The organism is Candidatus Zixiibacteriota bacterium, from assembly GCA_021159005.1.
Lineage (GTDB): Bacteria > Zixibacteria > MSB-5A5 > UBA10806 > 4484-95 > JAGGSN01.
Genome location: JAGGSN010000212.1, coordinates 1 through 6731, shown reverse-complemented (window position 1 = coordinate 6731; position 6731 = coordinate 1). Strand labels below are relative to the sequence as shown.

Below are 6731 nucleotides of genomic sequence, written 5' to 3'. Positions count from 1 at the left end.
GGTAATGCGCCCCCTATGCACCTTTTCTCCTGTCGAATACTCGCTGCTGGTCAGAATATTTCCTTTCCATAACATCCCATTAATATATATAATACTCCAATCATGGCTAATATCGCAGTAATCCAAACCGCCTTTCCGGGGGATGTTATCCTCTGTACGCCGGTGTTTCAATCGTTAGCTGAGGCAGGGCATGCCGTAACCGCCGTGGTGCGTCCGCAAGCCGAACCGTTAGTCAGGCATAATCTGTATATCGATAAGCTGATTTGCTATGATAAAAGCAAAGGCCTACGTTCGTTTATAAATGCTGTAGGTGAGTTGAAAAAAGCCGAATGCGATGCCGCAATAATCGTTCAGCGCTACCTTAAAAGCGCTTTACTGCCGCTGTATGCCGGCATCGGCAAACGTATAGGGTTTGACATTGCCGAAGCGCGATTTCTTTACACTACTGAGATTCATTATGATAAAGACAGCCATGAAGTGGAAAGATGCCTTGCCCTGTGCGATGGTTTTTCTAAAACGCGAGGGTTTGCCCCAAGGATTTTCATCGATGATGAAACCAAAGCTAAGTCGAAAGAAGTTTTATTATCAAATAAAATCGACCCGGCTAATTTTATCGTCATAGCTCCCGGTTCAATCTGGCCAACCAAACGCTGGACCGGCTTCGAACAATTGATAACGCTCATCAAAGCCAAGCTTGATTGCGGTATAGTTATGCTTGGCTCGGCTGATGATTACCTGTTATGCGAACATCTTAATCGTGATAAGCTGGCGGTAAACCTTGCCGGTAAAACCGACCTGCTCTTGTCCTCGGCGATTATAAAGATGGCGAAACTGGCGGTTGCCAACGATTCAGCGCCGGCTCATATAGCCGCGGCAGTGAGCACTCCAATAGTTGCCATATTCGGGCCAACTGTGCCGCGCTTTGGCTTTGCTCCGTATTCTGAAAAATCCATAGCTAAGGTATCGGATTTCTCCCTCCGGTCGGAATCCGACCTACTCATTTCTGAAAATTCCATTGTTGTGGAAAATAAGTATCTTTATTGCCGCCCCTGTAATCTTCATGGGTCTAAAAAATGCCCCGAAAAACATTTCCGCTGTATGAAAGAGATTACGCCGGAGCAGGTATGGAAGGCTTGCCAGCGGTTGTTGGAGGAAAGCTAAGCCGCATTTTACCATCAGGATGTCGTCCGCTAAGGCGGACTTCCATCATGAGTGATAGAACCGGGTTTGCCCGCTTTACTGAGCAAACAAAAAAGGGCGTATTGCAATACGCTCCTACACGTTCGGGGCTGGAAAGCCCCGACTATTATATTGTGGTTGGCGGACGTCCTCGTCCGCCAACTGGTGCAATATTATGTGGGCGGCATCCGCCTAAGGCGGACTCGTCTGCCCCTATTAATAGTTGAAAGCTGCTTCATCGCAAAAGCGTCATCCGTTTGACCCGACTGGTGTTCTTCGACTCCAGCTTATACATATAAATACCGCTGGCGACATCACTGCCGGAATTATCGCGGCTGTCCCATATAATCTCATGATCGCCGGCAGTCATTTCTTTCGCTAACAACGTCCTGACATTGCGGCCGAGAATATCATAAACGGTCAACTGTGTATAGGCTGTTTTATTCAGCGAGAACTTTATCCTGGTTGAGGCATTGAACGGATTGGGATAGTTTTGGGCAAGATTGAATTTATAAGGCATTGGCGAAATATCATCATCAATACCGGTCTGATTCGCCCAGACTACATGGAAATCATCAATATGAATGCCCTCGCGCGTACCGGAACCATTGGTAACCATACGGAAACGGAACCTTACCTCATTGCCAAGATAGCCCTGAAGATTATGGGATATCTCCTCAAACTCGAAACTAACGCCGGTAATCGGCTCGCCCAGTTGTTCCCATTGCTGTCCGCCATCGGTGGAAATTTCGAAATATACAAAGTCGTTGTTTGTCTGAAGCACATAACTTGCGCCGAAGCTTACTGCTGCCGAATCTGCCTCATGCAGCGGTATGCCGAAATTACCGGTTAGTATCTGTTCCGTATTATTTTTATAATAACGGTACGGGCTGTCGGTCATGCAAATATTGCCGGATGATGACATCTCGGCTGTAATCGCCCACTGCTGTTCATCGCCGCTTGATTTCCAATAATATGGTCCAAGCTCGAATGAATCGACAAACTCGGAAGTATTTATATTAATGTTAAAGAAATTCTCCGGCGCGCCATAGGGATAGGTAGCATTATTATAATTTGCAATCAGTATATAAAAATAATATTGAAGGTAACCCTCATCAAGACCCGGAACGATGCCTTCATAATGCTGATTATCGCTTGTCTGCATGACTGTGGCAGTAAATGGCATTGAGTCATCGGTTCTCCAGCAAAGGTAAACATCATTATAGTTAAAATCGCCAGTAACTGTGGCTTCGATTATATTGTTGTCCAAACCCGGGGGAAAATATACCAGCGGTTCATGCTCGACAACAACATCACCCTCCGGATGATAGAACAACGCCTTGCCAACATCGATAATGCCCCAGCCGTACCAGCTATCAGGGTTATTATATTGGGTGGCAGTCATCATCAATGCTTCGCGCACCATCATCGGCGTCCAGTTCGGATGCGCTGATAAAAGAACAGCCGCTGCGCCGCCTACCAATGGAGTCGAAAGCGATGTGCCGCCAGCCCATGTATAACCGCTGTAATCGTAGGGATCGGCGCATACAGTCGAGACGCCGAGAGCGCAAACCTCAGGCTTGATGCGGTCATCGTAGGTTGGACCAAGGCCGGAAAATGAGGCTAACCAATCTTGGTTATCGACAGCGCCAACTGCGATAACCGAATCGCCATCGGCAGGAGCTATTAAAGAACCATCGCCAAAATAGCCATCGTTGCCCTGCGCGGTTGCCACTGCAATACCATTGCCTGCGGCAATATCAGCGGCTATTGTAACGATAGTCGTATTGCCGTCCATGTCCTCATAAGTATAGTCCTCATCCGGCCAATCGAAGTTATAGCGATAACCTAAGGAGACTGAAATCACGCTGGCGCCAAGCGAGTCGGCCCATTCAGCGCCCGCCGCCCAGTTATCTTCCTCTATATGGTGTTCACTGGTAACATCTTCAGTTTTGGCTAAGCAAAAATCAGCCTCATAAGCCGGGCCATAAAGGTATCCCGATGCTTCTCCGCCAAGAGTTGACCATGTTAATGTACCATGGTTAGGCTGGTTTTCAACATCCTGGTCCGCTTCATAGTCGGTGTTATCGTCGTCATTTATAAAATCCCATTGAGCGATTAACCTGCCGTCATTAATAATGTTTTGAAAAACGTTATGCCCCTGCCTGAAACCAACATCCATCATGCAAACCAAAACATCCTGACCGGCGAACCCCAACTCATGGGCGACTATTGTATTAATCTGATTAAGCTGGTCTCCGGAAAAGCCATAATCAAGCGTTGACATAGTTATCGGATAATCAATAGAGCCGTCAGCTTTCGGAAAATAATTATCGGGATAAACTGCCGTGCTCACATGTTTAAACATCCTCACAAACGGCAATTGAGATATTTGTTCAAGCTGCCGCCTGTTTGCCTCGATTGTGATGGCATTAAACCAGCGCAATACCTGTCGATGCTTAACGCCTGCCGCCAAAACCTGATCGATATAGGACTGGTAAACTTTAATATCGCGAAAATCAACCAGATTATTAGAACCTCTGGCTTTCAGGCGGCGGCTTCTGGCTCTTTCCGTTAATCTGTTTTCTGTTTCATCAAGCTTAAGGCTGTAATCTGTAATTGTCGAGAAACCTTTATCGGTAAAAAATACCCAAGCTTTGATTTTTCCGTCCTTGTCTGCATACTTCATAGTATTATTCAAACTTAGCTGAACGATAGTATCATCTCTTTGGGTGATGATATTATCAGGGGAGCTTACTGCATATACGGCGGGCATAAGCAAAAGCATACAAAACAAGGCTGTAATCATCCTCATAAATTCCTCCGGTTATGTTTCCTGTTGCTCCCTCAGTTTGCATTGGCATTATTAATTTACAATATTTTATCTTTATATCAAGCAAAAACATTAACACTTATAAAGGCAAAACACCGCCTTTGCGATTATTTTTCTCGTCGCCTTTGATATTATAGTTGATTTTTACGCTGGGTTTGATAGACGGAGTGCCAATTAAGCCATGATGAGCGGGGTTATCTTTTAAGGGTTTCCAGTGAAGGTCGAATTTGAATTTCGCCTTATATGTTTGAACCAGACGGTAATACGGCTCTATATTTTTAAATACAAAAGTATCCTTGGTTAGCTGATAAATCACAACCGATGCATCTGAGGAAATCTCGATATTTTCCTTTTTGAATAATTTATCATTAGTTTCAATAAACCTCAATAATGACAATAAAGCGGCATATTGACATTCTATAAGATTACCGACCCAGCGGCTTCTAAAAATAACCCCAATATCCGGAATAGCGAAACTAACTATGCCGGTTTGTTTTACCAAAGGGTCGTCGTCGTAAACCGCACCATAAAAAAAACATTTCATTTTAGCCTCCTGATTATTACTAACATATTTTTATTATTGTCAAAAGCAAAGAATATGCCCTCTATATGAAAGACGCAATTCATCGAAAGTATATTAGTAAGCCGTTATTATTTAATAGATTAAGAATGTTAGATTGATGGGTTTTAATATGTATATATTTCCATGCGGTCTGAATGCGCATATCCTTGCACAGTTAGCCCGCTTTATTATAAATTTTAGCATATTCTGACAGAAATTTATCTTTTGCCAGAGTTTTTGGAAGTAACTTCCGACAACACAGAGGGGTTAGGGTTCAAAACCACCATCAGGACGCAGTGAATTTTCGGTTATTCCCCTCTTGAGAGGGGTTAGGTGTGTGTATTATTAGCTCTGGCTGCCAAACGCCGCTTGGCAGCCAGAGTAATTGCGAATATCTATCCTATGCAATTTTATCTAATGCCTGCTTCAAATCATTAATTAAATCACCAGCATCCTCAATCCCGACTGAAATTCTTATCAAATTGTCTGTCAAACCGGTTGCCTGACACAGCTCTTCCGGCACCGATGCATGAGTCATCCTTCGGGGATGCTGGATAAGGGTTTCTGTTCCGCCGAGACTAACCGCCAGCCGGCAAATATGGACATTATTCAGAACGGTAAATGCTTCTTTCTTTTCGCCCTTAATATAGAACGAAATAAGCGAGCCGGGACCCTTGCATTGTTTCTTATAAATATCATACTGAGGGTTGCCCTCTTTTAATAAGCCCGAATACACTACCCGTTCAACACTCGGATGCTTATCCAAAAATTCAGCGACTTTCTGGGCATTTTCAGCAGCTTTTTTCATTCTGATTTCAATAGTTTCTAAGGAACGACTCATAAGCCAGCAGCAGAACGGGTCGGTAGTCGGTCCCATTACCGAGCGAAATGCCTTAATAATCTGAATATCTTCTTTACTTCCAAGCGCAAATCCGCCGATAAGGTCTGAATGACCGCCGATGAACTTCGTGGCGGAGTATATGCTAAGATCAATGCCGATATCAAAGAAACTCTGGAATATCGGTCCCATAAATGTATTGTCAACCGCAACTCTAATTCGTTTTTCCTTCGTTGAATATTCTTTAGCGAGTTTGACCACAGCCCCAATATCGGTGTGGATAATAGTCGGGTTAGTCGGGGTCTCGACAAATATCATGGCAACCGTATCTTTATGTTTTTCTAACACTTTACGATATTCGTCTATTTCAAGTTTTTCCACCGGTACGGTTTTAATATTGTATTTATTGATTGCGGCATGGAAAAGATGCTCTGTGCCGCCATATACCGGAGCCGAATAAATGACAGTATCACCCGGTTTTAGCAAAGCCATAATTGTATTGCCGATAGCCGCTAAGCCGGAGGGGAAAACCGCCGCCGCTTCCGCGCCGGGTTCCATCACCACCATTTTATCCTCAACAATCTCCATGTTGGGATTATTCATGCGTGAATATATCAAGCCTAATTGCTCATCTGCTTTTCTTCTCTCCGGGTGAGCGTCAAGCTCAAAAAAACGTTCGCCATCCTCGGCGGTTTTAAAAATGAAAGTTGAGGTGGCAAATATCGGCATCTTGGCAGACATCTCCGAAAATGCCGGGTCATAACCTGCGGATATTACATTCGTTGATGGTTTGCATTCGGGGTGAGGGTTTTTGTACCATTCTTTTCTTTTATGATTGCTCATTAAAAATCTCCTTTTATTATTTAATTTAATTGATTAATAATATAATGGTTATAGACTTCATAGGCAAATATTATAAAATTACTTTTTTTTACAAGCATCAGTTGGCGGACGATGGGCGTATGCAATATGCCCTTACGTGCGGACAATATTATGAGATATCAAACTATTAGAATTTAATTTCAGCTTTATATGCTTTCACTACTGCCCGGCCTTTTTTATAGAGTTCTTAAAATAATACCCAAACAATCGAAACTTGCTTATTTCATAACCCATGGAGCAGCGGGATGTTGGGCGACTCCGATAAACATCGGCACTTCATCTTTTATTTTGTTAAATATTTCGAGCTAAGATTTTAGTAATTGATTTTGATTTGATGATTATCCATTTGCGTCATTCCCCCGCGGCGGGGGAATCCGGGAATCTATTTGCTAACCCAATGGCGGATAGTAAAAATACCGTGCCCTGTGTCCGCAGAC

The 6731-nt window shown here is 43.7% G+C and carries 5 protein-coding genes; 2 read left to right on the top strand and 3 right to left on the bottom strand.

Annotated features, from left to right (window positions below; translation table 11 throughout):
• Positions 1 to 102: 102 nt before the first annotated feature.
• Positions 103 to 1161: a glycosyltransferase family 9 protein gene (locus J7K40_14245; GenBank protein MCD6163557.1), complete on the top strand. Its 1059-nt coding sequence runs from the start codon at positions 103 to 105 to the stop codon at positions 1159 to 1161.
• Between the two features lie 47 nt (positions 1162 to 1208).
• Positions 1209 to 1406 carry a hypothetical protein gene (locus tag J7K40_14240; protein ID MCD6163556.1) on the top strand — a complete coding sequence of 66 codons (198 nt, stop codon included), beginning with the start codon at positions 1209 to 1211 and terminating at the stop codon, positions 1404 to 1406.
• Positions 1407 to 1414: 8 nt separating this feature from the next.
• On the opposite strand, the gene J7K40_14235 is transcribed toward J7K40_14240, so the two are convergent.
• The 3 genes from J7K40_14235 to J7K40_14225 form a co-directional block, all read right to left on the bottom strand.
• Positions 1415 to 3994, bottom strand: coding sequence for a S8 family serine peptidase (locus J7K40_14235; protein ID MCD6163555.1), 2580 nt, complete (start codon positions 3992 to 3994; stop codon positions 1415 to 1417).
• 97 nt (positions 3995 to 4091) lie between these two features.
• Positions 4092 to 4556: a hypothetical protein gene (locus J7K40_14230; protein MCD6163554.1), complete on the bottom strand. Its 465-nt coding sequence runs from the start codon at positions 4554 to 4556 to the stop codon at positions 4092 to 4094.
• A 418-nt stretch (positions 4557 to 4974) separates the two neighbouring features.
• Entirely contained in the window at positions 4975 to 6255 is a 1281-nt protein-coding gene (locus J7K40_14225; protein MCD6163553.1) for an aminotransferase class I/II-fold pyridoxal phosphate-dependent enzyme, read from the bottom strand.
• Positions 6256 to 6731 lie beyond the last annotated feature (476 nt).

What these genes read in the sequence shown, in the direction of transcription:
- J7K40_14245 (MCD6163557.1), top strand. Translation starts at nt 103, where the DNA reads ATGGCTAATATCGCAGTAATCCAAACCGCCTTTCCGGGGGATGTTATC.
- J7K40_14240 (MCD6163556.1), top strand. Translation starts at nt 1,209, where the DNA reads ATGAGTGATAGAACCGGGTTTGCCCGCTTTACTGAGCAAACAAAAAAG.
- J7K40_14235 (MCD6163555.1), bottom strand. Translation starts at nt 3,994, where the DNA reads ATGAGGATGATTACAGCCTTGTTTTGTATGCTTTTGCTTATGCCCGCC.
- J7K40_14230 (MCD6163554.1), bottom strand. Translation starts at nt 4,556, where the DNA reads ATGAAATGTTTTTTTTATGGTGCGGTTTACGACGACGACCCTTTGGTA.
- J7K40_14225 (MCD6163553.1), bottom strand. Translation starts at nt 6,255, where the DNA reads ATGAGCAATCATAAAAGAAAAGAATGGTACAAAAACCCTCACCCCGAA.